General features: G+C 61.6%; 18 protein-coding genes. 8 read left to right on the top strand and 10 right to left on the bottom strand.

All coding sequences use genetic code 11. The features are described 5' to 3' along the window. Window positions 1-9: 9 nt before the first annotated feature. Window positions 10-987: a type II secretion system F family protein gene (locus tag VNX23_RS05255; protein WP_325628127.1), complete on the top strand. Its 978-nt coding sequence runs from the start codon at window positions 10-12 to the stop codon at window positions 985-987. Window positions 988-996: 9 nt separating this feature from the next. Next, entirely contained in the window at window positions 997-1,971 is a 975-nt protein-coding gene (locus VNX23_RS05250) for a type II secretion system F family protein (protein ID WP_325628126.1), read from the top strand. Window positions 1,972-2,040: 69 nt separating this feature from the next. Here the strand turns inward: VNX23_RS05250 and VNX23_RS05245 are convergent, their stop codons facing one another. After that, window positions 2,041-2,850 carry a tetratricopeptide repeat protein gene (locus VNX23_RS05245; RefSeq protein ID WP_325628125.1) on the bottom strand — a complete coding sequence of 270 codons (810 nt, stop codon included), beginning with the start codon at window positions 2,848-2,850 and terminating at the stop codon, window positions 2,041-2,043. Between the two features lie 207 nt (window positions 2,851-3,057). After that, window positions 3,058-3,261 (bottom strand): hypothetical protein, encoded by a 204-nt coding sequence (locus VNX23_RS05240; protein ID WP_325628124.1) that lies wholly within the window; start codon window positions 3,259-3,261, stop codon window positions 3,058-3,060. Between the two features lie 340 nt (window positions 3,262-3,601). On the opposite strand from VNX23_RS05240, the gene VNX23_RS05235 reads away from it, so the two are divergent. Together VNX23_RS05235 and VNX23_RS05230 are read left to right on the top strand one after the other, a co-directional pair. After that, window positions 3,602-4,987, top strand: coding sequence for a leucyl aminopeptidase family protein (locus VNX23_RS05235; protein WP_325628123.1), 1,386 nt, complete (start codon window positions 3,602-3,604; stop codon window positions 4,985-4,987). After that, window positions 4,980-5,825 (top strand): C40 family peptidase, encoded by an 846-nt coding sequence (locus VNX23_RS05230; RefSeq protein ID WP_325628122.1) that lies wholly within the window; start codon window positions 4,980-4,982, stop codon window positions 5,823-5,825. The genes VNX23_RS05235 and VNX23_RS05230 overlap by 8 nt, the downstream gene beginning before the upstream one ends. Window positions 5,826-5,946: 121 nt before the next feature. On the opposite strand, the gene VNX23_RS05225 is transcribed toward VNX23_RS05230, so the two are convergent. The 6 genes from VNX23_RS05225 to VNX23_RS05200 all read right to left on the bottom strand — a co-directional run bounded on the left by VNX23_RS05225 (window position 5,947) and on the right by VNX23_RS05200 (window position 14,637). Next, a complete protein-coding gene (locus VNX23_RS05225; protein ID WP_325628121.1) occupies window positions 5,947-7,584 on the bottom strand; it encodes an ABC transporter ATP-binding protein in 1,638 nt (545 codons plus the stop codon). Between the two features lie 9 nt (window positions 7,585-7,593). Then, on the bottom strand, window positions 7,594-8,790 hold the full coding sequence (locus VNX23_RS05220; RefSeq protein WP_325628120.1) for an ABC transporter permease: 1,197 nt from the start codon (window positions 8,788-8,790) through the stop codon (window positions 7,594-7,596). 145 nt (window positions 8,791-8,935) lie between these two features. Then, entirely contained in the window at window positions 8,936-10,045 is a 1,110-nt protein-coding gene (locus tag VNX23_RS05215) for a microcin C ABC transporter permease YejB (RefSeq protein ID WP_325628119.1), read from the bottom strand. 3 nt (window positions 10,046-10,048) lie between these two features. Beyond that, window positions 10,049-11,932: an extracellular solute-binding protein gene (locus tag VNX23_RS05210; protein ID WP_325628118.1), complete on the bottom strand. Its 1,884-nt coding sequence runs from the start codon at window positions 11,930-11,932 to the stop codon at window positions 10,049-10,051. A 14-nt stretch (window positions 11,933-11,946) separates the two neighbouring features. Next, the gene (locus tag VNX23_RS05205; RefSeq protein WP_325628117.1) at window positions 11,947-13,842 is read right to left on the bottom strand and encodes an extracellular solute-binding protein; all 1,896 of its coding nucleotides are present in this window, start codon (window positions 13,840-13,842) and stop codon (window positions 11,947-11,949) included. A 246-nt stretch (window positions 13,843-14,088) separates the two neighbouring features. Next, complete coding sequence (locus tag VNX23_RS05200) at window positions 14,089-14,637, bottom strand: cytochrome c family protein (RefSeq protein WP_325628116.1); 549 nt, start codon at window positions 14,635-14,637, stop codon at window positions 14,089-14,091. Between the two features lie 232 nt (window positions 14,638-14,869). On the opposite strand from VNX23_RS05200, the gene VNX23_RS05195 reads away from it, so the two are divergent. Then, window positions 14,870-15,610, top strand: coding sequence for a 3-deoxy-manno-octulosonate cytidylyltransferase (locus VNX23_RS05195; protein WP_325628115.1), 741 nt, complete (start codon window positions 14,870-14,872; stop codon window positions 15,608-15,610). Between the two features lie 34 nt (window positions 15,611-15,644). Next, window positions 15,645-16,505, top strand: coding sequence for a prephenate dehydratase (locus tag VNX23_RS05190; protein WP_325628114.1), 861 nt, complete (start codon window positions 15,645-15,647; stop codon window positions 16,503-16,505). A 243-nt stretch (window positions 16,506-16,748) separates the two neighbouring features. On the opposite strand, the gene VNX23_RS05185 is transcribed toward VNX23_RS05190, so the two are convergent. Both VNX23_RS05185 and VNX23_RS05180 read right to left on the bottom strand, forming a co-directional pair. After that, window positions 16,749-17,630 (bottom strand): hypothetical protein, encoded by an 882-nt coding sequence (locus tag VNX23_RS05185; protein WP_325628113.1) that lies wholly within the window; start codon window positions 17,628-17,630, stop codon window positions 16,749-16,751. Between the two features lie 76 nt (window positions 17,631-17,706). Next, a complete protein-coding gene (locus tag VNX23_RS05180; protein ID WP_325628112.1) occupies window positions 17,707-18,726 on the bottom strand; it encodes an LLM class flavin-dependent oxidoreductase in 1,020 nt (339 codons plus the stop codon). Between the two features lie 387 nt (window positions 18,727-19,113). Between VNX23_RS05180 and metF the strand changes: the two genes are divergently transcribed. After that, complete coding sequence (metF, locus tag VNX23_RS05175) at window positions 19,114-20,028, top strand: methylenetetrahydrofolate reductase [NAD(P)H] (protein WP_325628111.1); 915 nt, start codon at window positions 19,114-19,116, stop codon at window positions 20,026-20,028. A 3-nt stretch (window positions 20,029-20,031) separates the two neighbouring features. After that, window positions 20,032-23,925, top strand: a complete 3,894-nt coding sequence (gene metH / locus VNX23_RS05170) for a methionine synthase (protein ID WP_325628110.1) — start codon at window positions 20,032-20,034, stop codon at window positions 23,923-23,925. The last annotated feature ends 164 nt before the right edge of the window (window positions 23,926-24,089 follow it).

Raw genomic sequence — 24,089 nt, 5'->3', positions numbered from 1 at the left:
GAAACCGCCATGAACTTGCAAACACTCGCACTGGCCTTCCTTGCGGCCGCCGCGATCGGCGGCGTGGCCTGGGTTTTCCTCTATCCCGTGCTTTCCGGGGAGAGGAAGGCCGAGGGTCGGCGCGCCTCGGTCGCCAAGGCAGAGCCGGTTGCGGTTCGCCAGAACCAGCGTGACGCGCGCTCGCGTCGCGAACAGATCGAAGGATCGCTGAAGGAACTCGAAGCGCGGCACCAGAAGAGCAGCAAGGTCACGCTGGCCGCTCGCCTCACCCGGGCCGGCCTGAATTGGGAGCCGCGCAAATTCATGATTGTGTCCGGCATTTTGGGAGCGATCGCCTTTGCCCTGGCGATGCTGGCCGGTGGGGGACCGCTTGCAGCCATCGGCCTGGCATTCGCCGCCGGATTCGGTCTGCCGCGCTGGACCCTGAGTTTTCTGAAGAAACGGCGGGAAACGGCCTTCCTGCGCGCGCTGCCGGACGCCGTCGACGTGATCGTTCGCGGCATCAAGGCCGGCTTGCCGCTGTTTGAATCGATCAAGGTGGTCGCAGCCGATTCGCCGGAGCCGCTCAAGAGCGAATTCCTGGCGATCATCGAAACCCAGGCCATTGGCATGCCGCTCGGCGAAGCATGCGGACGTCTGTTCGAGCGGATGCCGGTTCCAGAGGCGAATTTCTTCGGCATCGTGATCGCGATCCAGCAAAAATCCGGCGGCAACCTCTCCGAGGCGCTGGGCAACCTCTCCAAGGTGCTGCGCGACCGCAAGAAGATGGCCGAGAAGATTCAAGCCATGTCGATGGAAGCCAAGGCGTCGGCCGGCATCATCGGCTCGTTGCCGCCGATCGTCATGCTGCTCGTGTATCTCACGACGCCTGGCTACATCTCGCTGTTATGGACCCATCCGACCGGCCAGTTGATGCTGGTCGGCTGCGTGATCTGGATGTCGATCGGCATCATGGTGATGAAGAAAATGATCAATTTCGATTTCTGACGGTGCAGCATGATTAGCTTTCTGGTCGACAAACTCCACGACGCACACTTCATGACCATGCTGCTCGCCGCGATCGCGGCAAGCGCGACGGCGTATACGCTGATCATGCCGCTGCTTGTGGGCCAGGACCTGGCGAAGCGCATGAAGGCAGTCGCCAGCGAACGCGAACGCATTCGGGCGCGGGAACGCGAGCGGCTCTCCAGGACGGAAAAGGTCTCGCTGCGCCAGACGCCGAAACAGATCGTTTCCAAAGTCGTCGAAGACTTCAATCTCGGAAAGTGGCTGGCCCAGGAAGCGGCGCGCGAAAAACTGACCATGGCAGGGTACCGCGGACAGGCTCCCTACGTCACATTCCTGTTCGCCCGCCTGGTGACGCCGATTGTGCTCTTCATCGCAACGGTGCTCTACGTTTTCCTGATCTCGCACCTGCAACAGTCGTTTCCGATCAAGATCGGCATCTGCATCGGCGCGGCCTATCTCGGTCTGCAGGCGCCGATGCTTTTCCTGAAGAACGCGATTTCGAAGCGTCAGCTCTCGATCAAGCGCGCTTTTCCGGATGCGCTCGACCTGCTGCTGATCTGCATCGAGTCGGGCATGTCGGTGGAGGCCGCATTCCGCAAGGTTTCGATCGAGATCGTGTCGCAATCGGTTGCGCTCTCGGAAGAATTTACGCTGACCACGGCAGAGCTGTCATATCTGCAGGACCGCAAGGTCGCCTACGAGAACCTCGCCAAGCGTACCGGGCTTGAGGGGGTCAAGTCGGTCTGCCTCGCACTTCAGCAATCGGAACGCTACGGAACGCCGCTCGGCCAGAGCCTGCGTGTCATGGCGCAGGAAAACCGCGATATGCGCATGAACGAGGCCGAGAAGAAAGCGGCGGCTCTGCCGCCGAAATTGACGGTGCCGATGATCCTGTTTTTCCTGCCGGTGTTGTTCGTCGTTATCCTCGGGCCGACCGGCATCAGGGTCGCCGCCATGCAATGATTGGCCGGCGCGGCAAACCGCGCCGATCATTCGCCCAGCATGATGGGTGTGCCCGCAGAAAGCGAGCCGTTACTCCGGACGGTTGAGGGAAGCGATGGGCATCTTGGCCACGGCGCCGGTGCGCGGTTCGTCCTTGCGGTTCAGCATCTGCTTGAGATAGGCCACATTTGCTGCCGCTTCCTCGGCAGGCAGATCGGCGCGGACGATCTGCTCGGCTTCGGCGAAGCGCCCCTGCAGGCCGATTGCGAGCGCCAGATTCTGCCGCACCCGCGCGTCTGCCCGGCCGGTGGCATAGGCCTGACGGAGCACTTCTTCCGCCTTCGGCAGGTTCTTGGAGAGAACGTAGGAAAGGCCGAGATTGGACAGCACCGAGGGCTCGTCCGGCACGATCTTCAGGGCGCTGGCGTAATACCGGCGCGCGTCCTCATGCCGACCAAGCTGATCGAGCGCAGCGCCCTGAACCGAAAGGATCCTCCAGTCGGGATTGTCGGGCGAGTGCGCACGGCTGAGAACGTCGAATGCCTGCTGGAAATTGCCGTTGTCGGCAAGCGCCCGCCCGTAGGCGGCCAGCAGCGGCTTGTCGCCGGGGTGAGCGATGGTCGCCTGCTCGAGCACGGCTGCCGCCTGGCTGCGCTGCCCTGAGGCGCGCAGCGCCTGACCATAGGCCAGGGCTGCCTCGGCATTCTTGGGATCGGACCGATAACGCTCGCCGTAAATCTCCGCCGCGCGGTGCGGGTTGGCTTCGGAGCTGGCTTCGGGCTTCGACGACAGCGATCCCGTGATGTCGGACATGGTCTGACAACCGCCGAGCCCAGCGGCCAAGATCGCCGTCAAGGCCGCGGTTGCGAGAAGCCGGGCGAGACTGGACTGCTGACGCATGCACTTTGACTCATGGTATCTGGCGGCTGATCGAGCCGAATGCGCCCAGCAATAGTCTGTTAACCCTAACGCGGGGTTAACGCTGTCTTTCCTCGCAAAAGCTTCCGATTTGGAGATTTTCAGGCGGCACCGCGGCAGGGCCGTGTCAACAAGGGCAAAGAACGGCCCAGGCTTCTCCGGGCCGCAGCCAGAATTCCCCTCTGCGCCTTACCACTCGACGGCAAGACGTTTGCGGACTTCGTCGATCCTCTTTTCCAGCGCATCAAATCTGGCGTGCACCGCCTTGTCGTGAAGGTAAAAGACGTAACCGCCGGCCGCAAACGCGAAGACCCAGTGGTGGTTCTCGACATAGAGCAACACCACTTCGATAGCGCGCCCGACGGCATCAATGGCACTCAACAGGAAATCCATCGCAATCCTCGTCCTGAGGCCTGCAGGCTACCATCGCGACGCGACAACGTGTAGAGGGCACCGTTTGCTCCAGTGCCAGGGTTCTGACATTCATCTCCAGTTGCGGCTAGAACCTTCGCGAAGGTTGCAATCTCACGACCACCAGAAAACATAGGATCAGGTGCGGTTTGGATTGGCCATCCGCGCTCCACGAGCTTTGCGGCTGGCTGCGTGGCGAATGCCAAATCCAATCCACTGGTTTGGCGCGATATGCCATTGTAAGAGTTCAGAAGGCTTGCGCGGTCGCCTCTCTCCTGGACCAAGCCTCAAGCCTCTGGTTCACTTGAACACCGGGACAAATATGCATTCCGTTTTCGAGACTTCGCCCGCGGCGCGCGCCATTCCCATCACCTTCGTGACCAAGTCGAGCTGGGATGCGATTTCGGCTGAACTTCCCGCCCAGGCCCGGCAATTTGCAAGGGCCAACGCCTTTTCGGCCAAGCCCGGCGCGCACCTCACCTTGCCAAGCGGCAATGGCGAGATCGTGCAAGTGTTGTTCGGCCTCGACGGCGAGAACGGCAAGTTTCGCGACCCGTTCCGCCCCGGTCAATTGCCGGGCCTGCTTCCTCCTGGCATCTACCGCTTCGCCAATGCCGAAACACGGGATGCGCGACTTGCGGCACTTGCGTTTGCGCTCGGCAGCTATCGGTTTTCCCGTTACCGCAAAGCCGATGCGCTGGAGGTCAGGCTGGTGCCGCCGGATGGCGTTGACGTCGCTGAAATCACGAGGATCGCCGAAGCGACCGCGCTCGCCCGCGATCTCATCAATACGCCATCCAATGACATGGGCCCGGAAGAACTGGCGCTGGCAGCGCAGGAACTCGCGCAACGCTATGGTGCCGATTTCAATTGCGTGGTCGGCGCCGAGCTTATGGAAAGGAATTTTCCGCTTATTCATGCGGTCGGCATGGCCTCGCCGCGCAAGCCCCGCCTGATCGATTTCACCTGGGGCGACCCCGCTCATCCCAAGGTGACGCTGGTCGGCAAGGGGGTTTGTTTCGATACTGGCGGGCTCGACCTGAAGCCTTCGAGCAGCATGCTGATCATGAAGAAGGACATGGGTGGGGCCGCCAACGTGCTCGCGCTGGCACAGATGGTGATGGATGCGAAGCTCAAATTGCGGCTGCGGGTCCTGATTCCGGCGGTCGAGAACGCGGTTGCCGGCAACGCTTTCCGTCCGCTCGACATCTTCACCTCGCGCAAGGGTCTTAACGTGGAAATCGGCAATACGGACGCCGAGGGCCGGCTGGTGCTGGCCGACGCACTGACGCTTGCCGACGAGGAGAAGCCCGACCTGTTGATCGACCTTGGCACCCTGACGGGCGCGGCGCGGGTGGCTCTCGGCCCCGATCTGCCGCCATTTTACACCGACGACGAGGAGCTGGCGCAAAAGCTGTCGGCTTGCGCCAAGGCCGAGAACGACCCCTTGTGGCGGCTGCCACTCTGGGCACCTTACGACAGCTGGCTCGATTCGAAAGTCGCCGATGTCAACAATTCGGCACCGGGCACTTTCGCGGGCTCGATTACCTGCGCGCTGTTCCTGAAGCGCTTCGTGAAACTTGCGGAAAGCTGGCTGCATATCGATATCTTCGCCTGGACGCCGTCAGCAAAACCGGCGCGCCCCGAGGGCGGCGAATGCCAGGCCGCGCGGGCGATCTACAAGCTCTTGAGCGAACGCTATGGATGATCCGCGCCTGACGCCGGCACGGCCTGAGGTTGCCGCGCAATATCTCGAAGGCAAGGTCAAGGCGAAACGGTTCGTCGCCGGCGAGGAATTCGAGATTGTGGACGCGATCGCGCCGCTGCGCTCGGCGCCTTCTGCCGACGCCGAACTGGCGACGCAGGCGCTCAAGGGCGAGCGCGCCATGGTCTATGATCGCAACGGCGAAGGCTGGGCCTGGGGTCAACTCTCCGGTGACGGCTATGTCGGCTGGCTTCCGGATCGCGCTCTGGCAAAGCCCGAAAGCCGGGCGACCCACAAGGTCACCGCCTTACGGACCTTCGCCTTTCCCGGCGCCTCGATCAAACTGCCGCCGACGGATACGCTGGCGATGGGTTCGTTGGTCACGGTGTTGCGCGAAGAGGCTTCGTTCGCGGTGACTCGCGAGGGCTGGTATCTGCCGCGGAGCCATCTCGGCGCGATCGGCAGCCATGTCGGCGATTTCGTGAGCGTGGCCGAACAATTCGTCGGCACGCCCTATCTCTGGGGTGGCAAGACCAGCTTCGGCATCGATTGCTCCGGTCTTGTGCAAATCGCGCTGAATGCCGCGGGCATCGGCTGCCCGCGCGACAGCGACCTGCAAGAACTCGGGCTCGGAGCGGCCCTGGAGCAAGCCGAAGCGAAACGACTCAAGCGCGGTGACCTGATTTTCTGGAAGGGCCATGTCGCGATCGTGCGCGACGCCAACACGATCGTTCATGCCAACGCGCACCACATGGCGACCGCAATCGAGAACACGCGCGAGGCGTTGGCGCGCATCAAGGCCGCCGGCAGCGAGATCACGTCGATCAAGCGATTGGGGTGAAATCAGGTCGAACTGGAGCCGCTATGAAAGTGCGCTCCCTCTCCCCTTGCGGGAGAGGTGAACCGAGATCGGCTGATAAACCGATTCGACTAAAGATCATCCCGCTTCAGAGGACTGCCTGCTATTGTGCGACAACGTCGCCATTGGCGCTCTCCAAGCGGAAAGCGGCGGCGAACAGCGCGCGGGTGTAGTCGGTCTTGGGGTGTTTGAACAATTCCGAAGCCGGCCCCTCCTCCACCACCTTGCCCTGACGCATCACGATCAGATGGCTCGCAAGCGAAGCGACCACGCGCAGGTCATGGGAGATGAACATATAGGTGAGATCGCGCTTGCGCTGCAATTCCCGCAGCAAATCGACCATCTGCGCCTGGAACAGCATGTCGAGCGCGCTGGTCGGCTCGTCCAGCACCACGAAATTCGGCTCCAGCACCACGGCCCGCGCGATTGAGATGCGCTGACGCTGGCCGCCGGAAAATTCATGCGGATAGCGGAAGCGGGTCGCCGGGTCCAATCCGACATCGCGCAATGCCCGGATCACGCGCAACTGGCGATCTTCTTCCGAAAGCGATTTCTGGTGAACGGTTAGGCCTTCGGCCACGATGTCGCCGACCGACATGCGCGGGCTCAGCGAGCCGAACGGGTCCTGAAACACGATCTGCATGTCGCGGCGGAACGGGAGCATCTCCTTGAAGCGCAGACCCTGGATCGAATTCCCCAGGAAGACGATGGGCCCGTCGGAGGAGATCAGCCGCAGCAATGCCAGTCCGAGCGTGGTCTTGCCGGAGCCGGACTCGCCGACCACGCCGAGCGTCTCGCCCTTGCGCACGGCGAGAGAAACGCCATCGACCGCCTTGATATGCCCCACCGTGGAACGCAGCAAGCCGCGCTTGATCGGGAACCAGACCTTGAGATCATCGGCCGAAATCACCACCGGAGACAGCGGCCGCGGCGGCGCCGGATCGGGCTTCGGCTCGGCGGCGAGCAGCGCGCGGGTGTAGGGGTGTTTCGGCGCGGTGAAGACCTGCTCCACAGGCCCCTGCTCGACGATCTTGCCGCCGTTCATGACGCAGACCACATCCGCGATGCGGCGCACGATGCCGAGATCGTGGGTGATAAACAACAGGCTCATGCCGAGCCGTTTGCGAATATCGGCGAGCAAAGCCAGGATTTGCGCCTGCACGGTGACGTCGAGCGCCGTGGTAGGCTCATCGGCGATCAACAGATCGGGTTCGTTGGCGAGCGCCATCGCGATCATGACCCGCTGGCGCTGGCCTCCCGATAATTGATGCGGGTAGCTGCCGAGCCGCGTTTCCGGCTCGGGAATGCCGACCTGGCTGAGCAGTTCGAGCGTGCGCGCCCGCGCCATCTCGGAAGTGACCGGGTTATGCAGCTGGAGGACTTCACCGATCTGCGACTCGATGGTGTGGAGCGGATTGAGCGAAGTCATCGGCTCCTGGAAGATGATCGAAATGTCGTTGCCGCGAATGCCGCGCATCTCGCGCTCCGACAGATCGAGCAATTCGCGGCCCTGGAAGCGAATGCTTCCCGATGGATGCGACGCGGTCGGATAAGGCAGCAGCTTGAGGATCGAGAGCGCGCTGACCGATTTTCCGGAACCGGATTCGCCGACCAGCGCGACGCACTCCCCGCGGCGGATCGAAAACGAGACATGGTCCACCGCCGCCGAGGTGCCGCTGGGCTGGTGAAAAGCCACCGACAGATTGCTGACGTCGAGCAGAGGCTGGTTGATGGCGTCCATGTCGGCGTCCTATCTGAAACTCTTGCGCGGATCGAACGCATCGCGCACCGCTTCGCCGATGAAAATCAACAGCGACAGCATGATCGCCACCGCGAAGAAGCCGGTGAAACCGAGCCAGGGTGCCTGCACGTTGGCCTTGCCCTGCGCCAGCAGTTCGCCGAGCGACGGCGAGCCCGGCGGCAACCCGAAGCCGAGGAAATCAAGCGCGGTCAACGTCATCACCGAAGAAGAAACGATGAAGGGAAGGAATGTCATGGTCGCCACCATGGCGTTCGGCAACAGATGCCGGAACATGATCACCGCGTTGGAGACGCCGAGAGCCCGCGCCGCCTGGATGTACTCGAAATTGCGCCCGCGCAAGAATTCCGCCCGCACCAGCCCGACCAGCGAAACCCAGGAGAACAGAGCCATGATCCCGAGCAGGATGAAGAAGCCCGGGGGCAGCACTGCCGAAATGATCAAGAGCAGATAGAGAGAGGGAATGGCGTTCCAGATCTCGATGAAACGCTGGAAGCCGAGGTCGATCCAGCCCCCGAAATAACCTTGCACGCCGCCGGCGGCGACGCCGACGATCGAGGAGATGATGGTCAGGCTCAGTCCGAACAGCACCGAGATGCGGAAGCCATAGATCAAGCGCGCCACCACGTCGCGGCCCTGATCGTCGGTGCCGAGCCAGTTGTATTCGAGATCGCGGCAGCTGTTGAGGTGCTTCCTCACCACCACGTCCCTGCATTCGGCTTCCGTCAACATCCAGGTCGGCTTCGACGGCGCGGGCGTCGGCAAATCGAGATTGTGGGTATCGTAGGAATAGCGGATCAGCGGCCAGATGATCGTGCCGCCCTTGTCCTTGATCAGCTTCTGCAGGTATGGATCGCGGTAGTCGGCCGCCGTCTCGAAATCGCCGCCGAAAGTGGTTTCGGAATAGCCGACAAAGGCCGGCCAATACAGATGTCCGTCGAACCTGATGAGCAGCGGACGGTCATTGGCAATCAGCTCGGCAAACAACGAGACGAAGAACAAGATCAGGAAAATCCAGAGCGACCAGTAGCCGCGGCGGTTCGATTTGAAATTTTGCCAGCGCCGCAGGTTGAGCGGCGAAACCTTGAAGCCATGGCGCGTCACCGGAACCGCTTCGCCGAGCGGGGTCCGCGTGGTGGTTTCGACGGGAGGCGGAGCGGTGTCCTCTTTCCGAAGTTCGTAGGTCATTGCCGCGCCCACCTGTACGAACTTCGGAAAGCAAAGCACACCGCCAGATCTATGATTCCAGCGCCGCTTGGCGAGCTGAAGTTCCCGAGGGAACTTTGCGGCAAGCGCTGTAGGAACTTCAGCTCGGCGGCGCTGGTGACAGTCATCAGACCTCCCGCGCCTCGAAGTCGATCCGGGGATCGACCCACATGTAGGTCAGATCGGAGATCAGATTGACCACCAGAGCCACCAGCGAGAAGATGAACAGGGTTCCGAACACGACCGGATAGTCGCGGTTGAGCACGCTTTCAAAGCTGAGCAAGCCGAGCCCGTCGAGCGAAAAGATCGTTTCGATCAAAAGCGAGCCGGAGAAGAAGGCGTGGATGAACGCCCCCGGGAATCCCGCGATCACGATCAACATCGCATTGCGGAAAATGTGACTGTACAGCACCTGCCGCTCGCTGCAGCCCTTGGCGCGCGCGGTCATGACGTATTGCTTGCGGATTTCGTCGAGAAAGGAATTCTTGGTGAGCAGGGTCATGGTGGCGAAAGCACCAAGCGACATCGAGACGATCGGCAAGGTGATGTGCCAGAAATAGTCGATGATCTTCCAGTACCAGGGAAATTGCGCCCAGCCATCCGAGGTCAATCCACGCAGCGGGAAGATGTTGAAGAACGAACCGCCGGCAAACAGGATGATCAGCAGGATCGCAAACAAGAATCCAGGTATCGCGAAGCCGACGATGATGACGGCCGATGTCCAGGTGTCGAATCTCGAGCCGTCCATCACCGCCTTGCGGATCCCGAGCGGTATCGAGATCAGATAGGTCAGGAGCGTCATCCAGATTCCGAGCGACATGGAAACCGGCAGCTTCTCCTTGACCAGTTGCAGCACGCTGACGTCGCGGAAATAGCTCTTGCCGAAATCGAACCGCGCGAAATTCCATACCATCAGCGCGAAGCGTTCGGGCGCCGGCTTGTCGAAGCCGAACTGTTTCTCGAGGCTCTTGACGAAATCGAGATCGAGCCCCTGCGCGCCCCGGTATTTCGAATTGACCGCATCCGCCGACGCGCCGACCTGGCTGCGAGCGCCGAAATCGCCGCCGCTCGAACCCGAAATCCTCGAGGTGCCTCCGGTATCGGCGCCGGAGAGCTGCGCGATCACGCGTTCCACCGGGCCGCCGGGTGCGAACTGCACCACGACGAAAGAAATGAACAATATCCCGAGCATGGTCGGGAAAATCAGCAAAATGCGGCGTGCGATATAGGCGGTCATGATTTATTTCGCCTGCTCGGCTCTCGCGGCCTTACCAGCATCGGACCACCAGATTTCCGGTGCGCCGACCCCTTGGGCGTAACGCGGGGGTTTCTCGGGATGTGCAAACAGGTCCCAATAAGCGAGCCGGTGCGTGTGCGCATACCATTGCGGCACCCAGTAACGCCCGGCGCGAAACACCCGGTCGAAGGCGCGGCAGGCGATGGTGAGTTCGCCACGATTCTCGGCGGCAAGAATCTTTTCGATCAGCGCATCGATGACCGGATTCGCGATCCCGGCCAAATTGTACGAGCCCTTGGTCCTGGCTGCCTGCGAGGAAAAGAATGGCCGCATGCCGTCGCCCGGGGTCGCGGACATGGAAAAGCGCTCGATGGTCATGTCGAAATCGAAATCCTCGACCCTGGCACGGTACTGCACGGGATCGACAAGCCGCAAGCTCGCCTCGATCCCCAGCGTGCCGAGATTCTTGATGTAGGGCGCATGGTGCGGCTCGAGTGACGGCTCGTCGGCGAGAAATTCGATTTTGAACACTTCGCCGCTGGGCAACAGCCGCTTGCCGTCCTTGATGACGAGTCCGGCCTCCTGCAGCAATTGTGAGGCTTTGCGCAACAACGAACGGTCCTGCCCCGAGCCGTCGGACACCGGCGGCACGAATGGCATGCCGAATACCTCGTCCGGCACTTGGCCACGAAACGGCTCGAGCAGTTTCAATTCCTCCGGCGATGGCGGACCGTTGACCATCATGTCGGAGTTCTGGAACGGTGAATGGGTGCGCGCATAGGCGCCATACATGATGGTCTTGTTGGTCCATTCGAAATCGAACGCCTGGATCAACGCCTCGCGCACGCGCGGGTCCTTGAATTTGTCGCGTCGCGTATTGATGAACCAGCCCTGCGCGCCGGACGGGGTTTCGTCCGGCATCGTCTCGCGCTTGACGCGGCCGTCGCGAATGGCGGGGAAGTCATAGCGTGTCGCCCATACCCGCGCGGTGAACTCCTCCCGATAGAGGTAGTTCCCGGCGGTGAATCCCTGAAACGCGACCTCGCGATCCCTGTAGAATTCATAACGCACGACATCGAAGTTGTAACTGCCGCGCGCGACCGGAAGCCCGGCAGCCCACCAATCCTTCACGCGCTCGAATTCGACGAAGCGGTTGACCTCGAATTTGCCGACCTTGTACGGCCCGCAACCGAGCGGGGCCTCGAGCGAGGATTCATCGAACGGCCGGGTGGCGTAATAAGCCTTTGAGAAGATCGGCAAGCCTGCGACATAGAGCGGCACGTCGCGCGCACGTTTTTCGGCAAAGGTGACGATCAGGGTCGCGTCATCTTCTGCTTCCGCCTTCACCATGTCCCGCATCTGCTGGAGGATCAGCGGATGCCCCCTGGTCTTGAGCGTATTCAGCGAGAATGCGGCATCATGGGCCGTCAATTTCGAGCCGTCATGAAATCTTGCCTCCCCGCGCAACGTGAAACGATAGGTCAGCTTGTCAGGCGAAATCCGCACCGATTTCGCAACGAGCCCATACATCGCATCCGGTTCGTCGCCGGCGCGCACCATCAGCGGTGCGAAGGTCATGTCCATGCCCTGGGCGCCTTCGCCTTTGAGAATGTAGGCGTTGAAGGAGTTGAACGTCTGGTAGGACTGGTTGTAGGCGCGAACCGACGGTATGAGCGAGAACGTCCCGCCCTTGGGAGCCGCGACGTTGACGTACTCGAAGCGTTGAAAATCGGCCGGATATTTCAGATCGCCGAACACCGATATGCCATGGGCGTCCGTCCAATTCGCTTCGCTGGCAGCGCCTGCCGCTGCTGCGGGCCGCATGACGCACGCGGAAACGCTACCTGCGCCAAGCGCGAGCAGGTGCCGGCGTGAAATGGGCGCCATGCGGGAAAATCTCATCAAGATCGTTTGCCGATCCTGGCGGCCTTTTCGGCGTCGAACCACCACAAGGTCGGCAGGCCGGAACGGGCGTATTTCGGCAATTCGGCATGGCCGAAGCGATCCCAGAGCGCATAGCGTGAAAAGCCGTAGGTGAATTGCGGCACGACGTTGAAATTCCACAGCAGCACGCGATCGAGCGCCCGGGTTGCGGCCACGAGTTCGGCGCGATCCTTGGCGAAGATCACCCTGTCGATCAGCGCATCGATGGCCGGGTTCTTGATGCCGATGGCGTTCCTTGATCCAGGCTGGTCGGCGGCTTGCGATCCCCAGTATTCGCGCTGCTCGTTGCCGGGCGAAAGCGACTCAGGCCATTGATCGATGATCGTGTCGTAGTCGAAGCTGCGCAGCCGGTTTTCGTACTGCGCATTGTCGACGACGCGGATGGAAGCCGTCACACCGATGCGTTCGAGCGATGGTTTGTAGAACAGCACGATCCGTTCGGCGGAGGGATCCTCAACCAGAATCTCTACCGTCACCGGCTTTCCAGCCGCATCCACCAGCTTGCGGTCCTTGATATCGTAGCCTGCCTCCTTCAGCAGCTTCGCCGCCTCACGCAGATTGGCACGGACCGCCTCGGGATTTCCGCCGACGGGGTTTTGATAGGGCGTGGTGAAGACCTCGGGCGGCACCTTGTCGCGCACCGTTTCCAGGATCGCCAGTTCCTGGTCCTGTGGCAGGCCGGAGGAAGCAAGCTCGGTTCCGTGGAAGTAGCTGTTGATGCGCGCGTACTGCCCATAGAACAGCTGCTTGTTCATCTCCTCGAAATCGAAAGCGTAATTGAAGGCGCGACGCAACCGCGCATCCTTGAACTGTTCGCGGCGCAAATTGAGGGCAAAAGCCTGCATGCGGCCGGAATCGTTGATCGGAAATTCTTCCCTGACCACGCGCTTTTCCGAAACCGCAGGAAAATCATATGCGGTTGCCCATTGCTTGGCGGAATTCTCGGCAATCCAGTCGGCCTGATCGGCCTTGAACGCTTCGAGCGCAACGACGTTGTCGCGGAAAAATTCGAAGCGCAATTCATCGAAATTGTTCTGACCGACCTGCACTGGGAGGTTCGCGCCCCAATAGTCCTTCACTCGCTCCAGGCGGACAGAACGGCCGGCGACAAAGTCCTTGATGCGATAAGGACCCGAACCGAGCGGCGGCTCGAGCGTGGTGGCGGAGACGTCGCGCTTGCGGCCCTCGTTGTCGCTACCCTCCCAGTAATGTTTCGGCAGGACCAGGAGTTCACCGACGATATGCGGCAGCTCGCGATTTCCGGGAGAATCGAACGTGAATTTGATTTCGCGTTCGCCGGTCTTCTCGACCTTCCCCACATGGCGATAGTACGAAGCGTACATCGGGCTGTACTTTTTCAGCACCTCCATCGAGAAAATCACGTCTTCCGGCGTCACCGGCTTGCCGTCGTGCCAGCGTGCTTCCTTGCGCAGACGATACGTCACCCAGGCAAAATCATCCGGATGCATCGCGGCTTCCGCGAGCAACCCATATTCGGTGGCGACCTCGTCGCGAGAACGCTCCATCAGCGTTTCGTAGATCAAGGCGGCCGCCGGTGCGAGCGAGCCCTTGACGCCCGCGACCGCGATGTTGAAGTTGTCGAAGGTTCCGAGCGATATCTGGCGCGCGACGCCGCCCTTCGGCGCTTGCGGATTGACGTAATCGAAACGCTTGAAGTCGGCGGGATATTTGACGTCGCCAAACAGCGACAGCGCATGACGCCAGGCGGGCTCGCCCACCGGTGTCTGCGCTCTCGCAGAACCGGTCAGACCGAGGCCAGCGGTTGAGCCAAGCGCGGGAGCGAGCGCGGCAAAGGCCCCGCTCTGCAAAAGATGTCGTCGGGAAAGTGCCAATGGAGGATCCTCTGACCAGGGTGCGCTACTGAGGCGGCAATATAAGGCAAGGTTTCGACCGATTAAGTTGCTTTTTGCTCATGATCGCAGCCCTCATGCGGCCAAAAGCCTCGGTAACGAGAATGCGACGGGGCAAAACTACCTCCGAACCCGGGAACCGCTTTGTCTTTTGGTCCGGAAGGCCAAAACGGCCAGGCATGAGCCCGGCCGGTTGCTGTGAAAGTCCGTAATGAAGCCTTCGAACAGCTACTTCGACGCGGTCGGCAACGGAACCGGGTTGTCGGAAAGTGACCGCAGATAGGCGATCACATCGGCACGCTCGCTGTCCTTTGGAATACCGGCAAAACCCATCGCCGTACCCGGAACGAAGCCCTTGGGATTGGTGATGAACTGGTTCAGGTCGTCATAGCTCCATTTGCCGGTCTTGGCCTTCATCGCGGCGGAATAATTGAAACCGGGTTCGCTGGCGCGGTCACGGCCGACAACGCCGTAGAGATTGGGACCGACCTTGTTGGGACCGCCCTTGGTGAAGTCGTGGCAGGCGCCGCACTTCTTGGCCGCTGCCGTGCCCTTCTCGACGGAGGCGGTCTGTAACAGCTTCTCGATCGGCTCGGAGGGAGCCGGTGCCGTGCCCTTGCCGTGGCCTTCTCCCTCTTCCTTCGCCGCAATCTCGAAACCCGGCTTTTTCGGATTCTCGGGCGCGAACAGCGCGCTGGCGGTGAAGCTCGTGATCAGCAAAACCAGGCAGGTGCCCAGGATAGCACCGAGAATCTTGTTGAGTTCGAAGGAGTCCATTTTTGAGCAGGCCCCAGGCCGGAAAATGTCGGTTATTGGCCGGAGAGAAACGGCCGCGAATGAGCGTCAGGAATTGGGCCTTCGCACCGCACCCCGAGCCCCGTCCAGATATCGGTTTGCCCGTGCTCTGGCAACCCGTATAAATACATCAGCTTTCACCCAATCCCCACCCTTTCCCTATCGACCGGGTCTAGTGTCCCGGTTCTGACATTCCACGCCAGACCTCACGCTGATGACCAATCCCCGCATTCTGGTACTGATTCCGGCCCGGATGGCTTCCACCCGATTGCCGGGCAAGCCGCTCCTGGACATTGCGGGCCTGCCCATGATTGTCCACGTGCTGCGCCGGGCCCAGGAAGCCGCGATCGGCCGGGTCGCGGTCGCAACCGATACGCCCGAGATTGCAAAGGCGGTGGTGGCCCATGGCGGCGAGGTGGTGATGACCGGTGCCGATCACCCTTCCGGATCGGACAGGATTTACGAGGCGATGGGCAAGCTCGATGCCGACGGCCGCGCCGAGATCGTTGTCAATTTGCAGGGGGACTTTCCGACCATCCTGCCCGACCATATCCGGGGCGTGCTGGCGCCGCTCGACGATCCGGCGGTCGACATCGCCACGCTTTCCGCGGAAATCCACACCGAGGAGGAGGCCTTGAACCCGAACGTGGTGAAGGCTGTCGGCTCGCCGATCGGGCCGCGCCGGCTGCGTGCGCTCTATTTCACCCGCGCCACCGCGCCTTACGGCGATGGGCCGCGCTATCATCACATCGGACTTTATGCCTATCGCCGCGCCGCGCTGCAGCGCTTCGTGGGGCTGCCACCTTCGCCCCTTGAAGTTCAGGAGAAACTCGAGCAGTTGCGGGCGCTTGAGGCCGGCATGCGGATCGACATTGCCATCGTCGACAGCGTGCCGCGCGGCGTCGACACGCCGGCCGATCTCGAAACCGCGCGGCGGCTACTGGCCAAAAACTGAGTGGCTGATACAAGGCGGGCCAGGACCACCAACGATGACCAAATTGACCAAAATTGCATTCCAGGGCGAGCCGGGGGCGAACTCCCACATCGCGATTGCCGAGGCCTATCCGGGCGCGGAAGCACTGCCCTGCCCGACCTTCGAGGATGCGCTTGCCGCGATTTCTTCGGGCGAAGCCGATCTCGGCATGATCCCGATCGAGAATTCGGTCGCCGGCAGAGTGGCCGACATCCATCATCTGTTGCCGCAGTCCGGCCTGTTCATCGTCGGCGAATGGTTTTTGCCGGTCCATCACCAATTGATGGCGCCGCGCAGCGCCAGGCTCGACGACATCAAGTCGGTGGAGAGCCACGTCCACGCGCTCGGGCAGTGCCGGCGGATCATCCGCAAGCTCGGCATCAAGCCGATCGTGGCGGCCGACACCGCGGGAAGCGCCAAAGACGTGGCCGAGCGCGGCGACAAGAGCCGTGCCGCAATCGCCTCGCGCCTCGCCGCCGACATCTACGGGCTCGACATTCTTTCCGAAGACATCGAGGACGAAGAGCACAACACGACGCGCTTCGTGGTGCTGGCGCGCGAGGCGAACTGGGCCAGACAAGGCTCCGGGCCGCTTGTCACCACTTTTGTTTTCCGGGTGCGCAATCTTCCAGCCGCGCTCTACAAGGCGCTGGGCGGCTTTGCCACCAACGGCGTCAACATGACCAAGCTGGAAAGCTACATGATCGACGGCAATTTCTTTGCAACGCAATTCTACGCCGATGTCGATGGCCATCCCGACGACAAGGGCCTGGCTTTCGCGCTGGAGGAGCTGAAATTCTTCTCCCGCGAGCTTCGCATCGTCGGCGTTTATCCCGCGCATCCGTTCCGCGCCACTTTCAGCGAGAGGCTGGAGTAATGCTGGTCAATCGCCTCAACTCCACCGTCATGGCCGGTCGCTTGCGCTCGCCTATGTCCCGGCCATCCACGTCTTTATTTATGTATGCGGCCGCGGGCCTCCTGGAGTAGCTTCCCGAACACCTGAAAAACAGCCCGGAAGCGAGGCTGCTCGGCACGTTGCCGACCGAAAGGCCTTCAACATCATCCACCTGATTTACTGTTTCGGCTGTGAATGTCTGTGGGGGCCAATGGTCCGTAAGGACTATGAGGTCAGCATTCGCTCTCTCATGAACGCGACGTTAACGACGAGGCCGGGCAAAAGCCATTGGAAGAGTCGTACGACGTCAAGAACCCTTTCTGCCGCTATATCCTCGTCCGCCGCAGCAACGAGCCTAGCACTGGTTAACCCTGTCGGATTGGGCAGCGCTAACACCAGGGCCACAGCTTTTTTGTGAACTCTCTCAACTACCTCGTCATAGGCGGGCGTGCCGATATGCGGCTTCAGCGAGCGCCACGCTACATCGAAGTAGCTGGGCCAGCGGGCCAGTGCGCGATAATCGGTATTCAAAAAGGGCAAGCCGAGCGTCGACTTGAGATCCTCGTAGAGGTCTTGCAACTGTCGTTCGGCATGATGGGGCTCCATCAGCGTCACTCTTCCACCGGCTGCAGGTCCATGGAGGGACCGCACGGGCTTTGAAATACCTCGCGACGTCCCGATCTCGTTGCCCTCCAGAAGAAGCCTAGCAGCCGTGGCAAGAAGCAGATAAGGCATGTTGCCGTGCGAGAAGATCTCAATTACCGCGTGTATCTCGGCGATTTCCGGTTCCGTGTAGCCGAGTTCGTACAGCTTCCGAAGGATTGATGGCGCCCTGAGCAGGCTAATCGACTCCGCCTCTTGCCTGAGTTCATGACACGCCGTCAGGAATTGCGCGCTGGCTGACAACTCTCGAAAGCCTCCCCACAGCGTGGCGTAAAATTGCGGATAGCGCGCAAAGGACATAGCGACGACGCCCATCCATGGAACTTGCAGCGCAGCCTTGGTGTCTTCGTATATCTCCTTAAGCGCTGGCTCCGCCAGATGCTCGGGAATGGGGCCGATCTTCGGAATCGGGTTCGGCTTCAATCGGGGCAGGTTTGGATTCATTGCATTCGTCCTGAAAGTTGGTCCGGATCGACGAAACAAGACGGGGGTGCCCGCGCGTGACCGGGACGACGAGGACTCACGCCGCAGCTTTCTTCTTCAACCCGAAGGCGTCGGCAAGCAGGCTGTAGGACCTTTTGCGCGCCTCGTGATCGAAGATCGCCGTGATCACCATCAACTCATCTGCCTGGCTCGCCGCAATCATTGGCTCAAGCATTTGCATCACCGCTGCCGGGCTGCCGACAAACAGCCGCGAGCGGTTGCGTGCGATCGCGGCGCGATCGCGTTCGGTGTAGGGATAGGCAAGCGCTTCTTCGACGCTGGGCAAGGGACGATATTGCCCTTGGTCCCGAAGCAGGCGGTTGAGATCCATCGACGCGGCGAGCCGCTCGGCCTCCGCGTCCGTTTCCGCCGCGACAACTGCCACGGCGAGAATGCCGTGCGGAATAGAGCGCCAGCCCGACGGCTGGAAGTGTGCGCGATAATTCGTCAGCGCGGCAATTGCGTCATAGGTCGCAAAATGATGCGCGAACGCGAAACCCATGCCGACCTGGGCTGCGAGTTCTGAACTGTAATCGCTCGAGCCCAGAAGCCAGATCGGCGGCAGCGGCGTGTCGTCCGGCATCGCCACCACCTGGTTGTAGGGATGGCCGGGCGGAAAATCGCGCGTTTCCCACAAGGTCAGTTCGTGCAGCCGTTCGAGAAAATCGTCGCCCTCGCGGCGATCGAGCCGGCTGCGCAAGGCGTGCGCGGTGGCGCCGTCGGTGCCCGGCGCGCGGCCGAGCCCGAGATCGATCCGCCCCGGGAAAAGCGCCTCGAGCATCTTGAATCGTTCGGCCACCACCAGCGGCGCGTGGTTTGGCAACATCACCCCGCCCGAGCCGACGCGAATATTCTTGGTCACCGACGCGATCTGCCCAATCATGAGGTCGGGCGCAGGGCTCGCCACCGAAGCGAGATTATGATGCTCGGCAAGCCAATACCGGACATAGCCGAGCTGATCTGCGTGGCGCGCCAGATCGATCGAGTTGCGCAGCGCTGCGGCTGGTTTGGTGCCGGTGGTGACGACGGAAAGGTCGAGGACGGAAAGCGGGATCATTTTGCTAACCTAATGCGGCCGGGTGAACCGACAAAGGCGCGTCTCGCAGATCAGGGCCGCGGCGGCATGGTCGGCGGCCGTTTGGGCCTCGACCAGAGTGGGCCGATGAAAGGTAAATTGGTCACGTTGTCATTCTGCCCACCAATTTGATTTCCTGGTCCTAAAGCTATATCCGTCATTATTTCATTAATTCAACAACTTACTTGCAAATAGTTCTTTTCCTGTTTGCCCATTCTTTCGGTATCTTTGCCGTGATTTCCAAAAATATAGCTTATGGTGGGCAATTTCCCATATCCGATGGGCTGTTTGATTAAGCCTCCTTCGCCTATCTTAGCTCACCCAAAAACAGCCGGACGCCCGATCGCTTTGCGGAGCTTTAAGAGTGCCATGACCGAGGTAACGCCCCCGACTGAAGATGGGCCGCGCGTGCTGAAGCATCCCGCCATCTCCTTTGAGTTCTTCCCGCCAAAAACCGGCGAGATGGAGCAGAACCTGTGGGAGACCATCAAGCGCCTCGCGCCACTCACCCCGAGTTTCGTGTCGGTGACCTATGGCGCCGGCGGCTCGACCCGCGAGCGCACCCATTCCACCATCGCCCGCATCCTTGGCGAGACCACGCTGCTGCCGGCGGCGCATCTGACCTGCGTGGGGGCGGCGCGCGGCGAGATCGACGAGATCGTCAGCCGTTATCACGAGATCGGTGTCCGCCATATCGTCGCGCTTCGGGGCGATCCGCCCGGCGGCATCGGCACGCCGTTCTCTACCCATCCCGACGGCTACCAGACCTCGGCCGAGCTCGTGGCGGGCATCAAGATGCGATATCCCGACATCGAAGTTTCGGTTTCGGCCTATCCGGAAAAGCATCCCGAGAGCCGCGACTTCGATGCCGACATCGACATGCTGAAGGCCAAGGTCGATGCCGGAGCGACGCGGGCGATCACCCAGGTCTTTTTCGATAACGAGCTTTACTTCCGCTATCTCGACCGGGTTCGTGCGCGGGGCGTCTTGATTCCGATCGTGCCTGGCATCATGCCGATGCACAATTTCAGGCAGGCGAGAGTTTTCGTGACCAGGGCCGGAACGAGCGTGCCCGGCTGGCTCGCGGAGAAATTCGAAGGTCTCGACGACGACGCCGAGACGCGCAAGCTGGTGGCGGCGACGGTGGTGGCGGGCCAGGTGCAAAAACTCAACAAGCACGGCGTCGACACCTTTCACTTCTACACCATGAACCGCGCTGACCTCGTGTTCGCGATCTGCCATTTGCTTGGCATTCGCCCCGCCGGCGCGCAGAAGGCCGCGTGAGTCATGACCATACCCGTCTCGCCCGCGCGAACCTCCCTGCTGGCGGCAGCCCGCGAGCGCATCCTCGTGCTCGACGGTGCCATGGGCACCATGATCCAGGCGCTGGGATTCGATGAAGCGGGTTTCCGCGGCGCGCGCTTTGCGAATTTCCGTCGCGACATCCGCGGCAACAACGATCTTCTGATCCTGACCCAGCCGAAGGCGATCGAGAATATCCACGCCGCCTATTTGCGCGCTGGCGCCGATATAGTCGCCACCAACACATTTTCCTCGACCTCGATTGCGCAAGCCGATTACGAGATGTCGGAGCTTGCCTATGAACTCAATCGCGAAGGCGCAAAGCTCGCCCGCGCGGCCGCCGAACAAGTGAGCCGCGAAGATGGCAAGCCGCGTTTCGTGGCCGGTGCGATCGGACCGACCAATCGCACCGCCTCGATCTCGCCCGACGTCTCCAATCCAGGATATCGCGCCGTCACCTTCGACGACCTGCGCAAGGCCTATGGCGGGCAGATCAAGGGATTGCTCGACGGCGGCGTTGACTTGCTGCTGCTCGAAACCATTTTCGACACTTTGAACGCGAAGGCTGCGCTTTACGCGATCGCCGAAATCAGCGAGGAGCGCAGCATCGACGTGCCGGTCATGGTCTCGGGCACCATTACCGACAAATCCGGCCGGTTGCTGTCCGGGCAACTCCCCGAAGCGTTCTGGTATTCGGTTCGGCATGCAAGGCCAATCACCATCGGCTTCAACTGCGCGCTTGGCGCCGAAGACCTGCGCGCTCACATCGCCGATATCGGCCGCGTCGCCGACACGCTGGTGTGCGCCTATCCCAACGCAGGGCTTCCGAACGAATTCGGCCAGTATGACGAGAGCCCCGAATACATGGCGCGCCTGATCGGCGAGTTTGCGGCGTCCGGTCTCGTCAATATCGTCGGCGGCTGCTGCGGCACCACGCCCGAGCACATCGCGGCGATTGCCGCGGCGGTCGAGCCGCACAAGCCGCGCGCCATCCCTGTGATCGAGCCGCGTCTGAAACTTTCGGGACTCGAGCCGTTCGAGCTGACGAAGGCCATTCCCTTTGTCAATGTCGGCGAGCGCACCAACGTCACCGGCTCGGCCAAATTCCGCAAGCTGATCACCGCCGGCGATTACGCGGCCGCCTTGCAGGTGGCGCGCGACCAGGTCGAGAACGGCGCGGTAGTTATCGACATCAATATGGACGAAGGCCTGCTCGACTCCGAACAGGCAATGGTGACCTTCCTCAACCTCCTCGCCGCCGAGCCCGACATCGCGCGCGTCCCGGTGATGATCGACTCGTCGAAATTCAACGTGATCGAGGCCGGCCTGAAATGCGTTCAGGGCAAGCCGGTGGTGAATTCGATCTCGTTGAAGGAGGGCGAAGAAAAATTCATCCACGAGGCGAGGGTCGCGCGGCGTCACGGCGCGGCCGTGGTGGTGATGGCGTTCGACGAAGCCGGACAGGCCGACACGTTCAAGCGCAAGACCGAGATCTGCGCCCGCGCCTACGACATCCTCGTCAATCGCCTCTTCTATTCGCCGGAAGACATCATCTTCGACCCGAACATTTTCGCGATCGCGACCGGAATCGAGGAGCACAACAACTACGGCGCCGATTTCATCGAGGCGGCGCGCTGGATCCGCCACAACCTGCCGGGCGCGCATGTGTCCGGCGGCGTCTCCAACCTGTCGTTCTCGTTCCGCGGCAACGAGCCGGTGCGCGAGGCGATGCATTCGGTATTTCTCTATCATGCCATTCACGCCGGCATGGACATGGGCATCGTCAATGCCGGACAGATGATCGTCTATGACGACATCGATCCGGAACTGCGACGAACTTGCGAGGATGTCATCCTCAACCGCGACGCGGGCGCGTCCGAACGCCTGCTGGCGCTCGCCGAGAGATTCCGCGGCAAGGAGAGGAAGGCGCACGAACAGGATCTCGCCTGGCGCGAATGGCCGGTCGACAAGCGACTCAGCCACGCGCTGGTGCACGGGATCACCGAATTCATCGAGGCCGACACCGAAGATGCCCGCAAGCTCGCCGCGCGCCCGCTCGACGTGATCGAAGGACCGCTGATGGCCGGCATGAACATTGTCGGCGACCTCTTCGGCGACGGCAAGATGTTCCTGCCGCAGGTCGTCAAATCCGCGCGCGTGATGAAACAGGCCGTCGCCTATCTGATGCCGTTCATGGAAGCGGAGAAGGCCAACAATCTGGCCAACGGCATCAGCGGCGACGGCCGCCGCTCTGCCGGCAAGATCGTGATGGCGACGGTGAAGGGCGACGTCCACGACATCGGCAAGAACATCGTCGGCATCGTCCTGCAGTGTAACAATTTCGAGGTGATCGACCTCGGCGTCATGGTGCCGGCGGCGAAGATCATCGAAACCGCCAAACGTGAAGGCGCCGATATCATCGGGCTTTCCGGCCTGATCACGCCTTCGCTCGACGAAATGAGTTTTCTTGCCGGCGAAATGCAGCGCGAGGGGCTGAGTTTGCCGCTTTTGATCGGCGGCGCGACCACGAGCCGCGTCCATACCGCCGTGAAGATCGATCCGAACTACCGCAGCGGACCTGTGGTGCATGTCAATGACGCAAGCCGCGCCGTCGGCGTCGCCTCGTCGCTGCTTTCGCCGGACAAGCGCGAGTCCTTTGCCGCCGAGGTGCGCGCCGAATATGCAAAAATCTCCGCGGCCCACTTCCGCGCCCAGGCCGACAAGAAGCGGCTCAAGCTCGCGGATGCGCGCGCCAATGCCGTCAAGATCGATTTCGCCAAGACACCGCCGAAGAAGCCGGCCTTCCTGGGGGTCAAGACCTTTGGCGATTACGACCTTGGCGAACTCGTCGACACCATCGACTGGACGCCGTTCTTCCAGACCTGGGAATTGACCGGGCGCTTCCCTGCCATCCTCGACGATCCGAAGGTCGGCGAGGTGGCGCGATCGCTCTATCAGGATGCGCGCAGGATGCTTGAGCGCATCGTCGCGGAGAAATGGTTCACCGCGAAGGCCACGATCGGGTTCTGGCCGGCGAATGCCAAAGGCGACGACATCGTCGTCTATGCCGATGAAGCGCGCGAGAGGCCGATTGCGACCTTCCATACGCTGCGCCAGCAACTTGAAAAACGCGAGGGCCGCTTCAATGCGGCATTGTCCGATTTCGTTGCGCCGGCCTCCTCTGGCCTGCCCGATTACATCGGCGCCTTCGTGGTCACAGCCGGGATCGGCGAGGACGAAGTTGCCGACCACTTCAAGAAGGCCAATGACGACTACTCCTCGATTATCTGCAAGGCGCTCGCCGACCGCCTTGCCGAAGCGTTCGCCGAGCGCATGCACGCGCGGGTGCGCCGCGAGTTCTGGGGATACGCTCCGGACGAAGCGCTCTCCAACGAGGAGTTGATCCTCGAAAAATATCGGGGCATTCGCCCCGCCCCCGGCTATCCCGCGCAGCCCGATCACGCCGAAAAGGCGACGTTGTTCAGGCTGCTCGACGCCGAGAAGAAGACCGGCGTGAAACTGACGGAGAGCTTTGCGATGTGGCCGGGCTCGTCGGTGTCCGGGCTCTATTTTGGCAATCCCGAAAGCTTCTATTTCGGCGTCGGCAAGATCGAGCGCGACCAGGTCGAGGACTATGCCGCGCGCAAGGGTTTTAGCGTGACGGAAACAGAGCGCTGGCTCGCGCCGGTCCTGAACTACATCCCTGCGCAAGACCAGTCGGCGCAGGATCGCAGCCTCAAAGAGGCGATGCCGAAGCTTGCGCCCTCGTCCGCAAAACCCGCCAACGACATCGCCTCGCCGGAGTTGCAGTCGCATCCGCCGGGCTGCAATTGCGCGGTGCATCTGGCGTATCGCAGGAAAAAGGTGGGCGCGGGGTAAGTTCATCCGGCAACACCTTCTTTGTCGTCCCCGCGAAGGCGGGGACCCATAACCACCAACGCCTGTGTTGAAGGGATCGGCGGCCCCAGCTTCGCACAACATCGACATCGGTGGTTATGGGTCCCGGGTCGCGCTTCGCTTGCCCGGGACGACGATGGATTCAA

Origin of the sequence: Bradyrhizobium sp. (genome assembly GCF_035570375.1) — a bacterium.
Taxonomy (GTDB): Bacteria; Pseudomonadota; Alphaproteobacteria; order Rhizobiales; family Xanthobacteraceae; genus Bradyrhizobium.
Note: the sequence above shows the minus strand (reverse complement) of the source record. Positions and strands in the feature narration are given on the sequence as shown.